Below are 647 nucleotides of genomic sequence, written 5' to 3'. Positions count from 1 at the left end.
CTCGCAGCTTTGATCGTCGCCAGCCCTGACGCGTAGGTCACGCGAGAGCCATGGCTTACGTCATTGTAGCCCAGCGTGGCCGTATCGGCGATGGTCACCCGGATGTTTTCATACGGAATGCCCAGAACCTCGGCCGCCATCAGGGCCATCGACGCGCGCGAGCCACCGATATCAGGCGTTCCGACCATCACCTGAGCCGAGCCATCCTCGGACAAGGCAAGCGAAACGCTGGTCTCGCCACCATGGTTAAACCAGAAGCCACAGGAAATACCGCGCCCCTGCCCTGGCTTCAGCGGAGCCGAATAATGAGGATGCGCCTTGGCTGCTTCCAACGTTTCGACAAGACCGATGCGCTCGTAGGTAGGTCCATAGCTGGCTTTCGTGCCCTCATGCGCGGCGTTCTTCAGACGTACCTCAACGGGGTCGAGTCCCAGCTTGTTGCACAACTCATCGATCACCGACTCGACCGCAAAGGCACCCATTGGTGCACCCGGCGCGCGATACGCTGCCTGCTTTGGGCGGTTGGACATAACGTCATAGCCGATCTGCTTGACGTTGGTCAGGTTGTACGGCGCAAAGGCACACATGGCTGTCATGTCGCCCGGCGCACCGGGAAAGGCCCCGCCCTGCAAGCGGAAAACACCCTG

General features: G+C 60.9%; 1 protein-coding gene. It reads right to left on the bottom strand.

All coding sequences use genetic code 11. The features are described 5' to 3' along the window. Nucleotides 1-647 (bottom strand): molybdopterin cofactor-binding domain-containing protein (locus ACR0C6_RS21895; RefSeq protein ID WP_480621276.1); only part of this gene is annotated, 647 nt, incomplete at both ends.

It is taken from the genome of Ruegeria sp. AL12 (genome assembly GCF_056540885.1).
The sequence above is the reverse complement of the archived record's forward strand: the minus strand, read 5'-3'. Positions and strand labels throughout refer to the sequence as shown.